Origin of the sequence: Corallococcus sp. AB038B (genome assembly GCF_003668955.1) — a bacterium.
GTDB classification, from domain to species: Bacteria; Myxococcota; Myxococcia; order Myxococcales; family Myxococcaceae; genus Corallococcus; species Corallococcus exiguus.
In genome coordinates this window covers 1-429 of sequence record NZ_RAWO01000154.1, presented here as the reverse complement: position 1 = coordinate 429, position 429 = coordinate 1, and the positions used below count along the sequence as shown (strand labels likewise).

General features: G+C 40.1%; 1 protein-coding gene. It reads left to right on the top strand.

Annotated elements, in window-relative coordinates; genetic code table 11:
* Positions 1 to 291: hypothetical protein (locus D7Y04_RS46210; RefSeq protein WP_233601869.1), on the top strand; the 291-nt coding region annotated here is incomplete at its 5' end.
* Positions 292 to 429: the final 138 nt, after the last annotated feature.

Here is a 429-nt window from a genome sequence, read left to right as displayed (position 1 = left end):
TGTACCATTCAAAGTCGTCACTCAAATGCAACCAAGTATAAAAGTTGGATTCAATACTCACTATCTGGAGATCCAATTACTGCATGGTATTGCACGTGTCCCGCTGGCGCACTTACTATCGGAGCTTGTGCACACATTGTTTCCATTGTTTGGTATCTATCTTACGCTCGTCATCACCATTTCGAGCCATTCGAGGGTCGACGTCGGATTCAACAAGCAATAACGGAACAAGCTATCGAAGATGAAGAAGGCGACAAGATTGACGAGGCTGAGAAAGAGTATTATGACTGATGACCAATATTCATCTGTTATTCCTTATTTTGTTGCAAATTGGTCTCATCCAGATATTGTTTTTCTTCTTGTAAATCCACCAACTACCTCTGACGATTCCGTTCATAATAAAAGATAGTGCATAAGAAAAAACTAGAA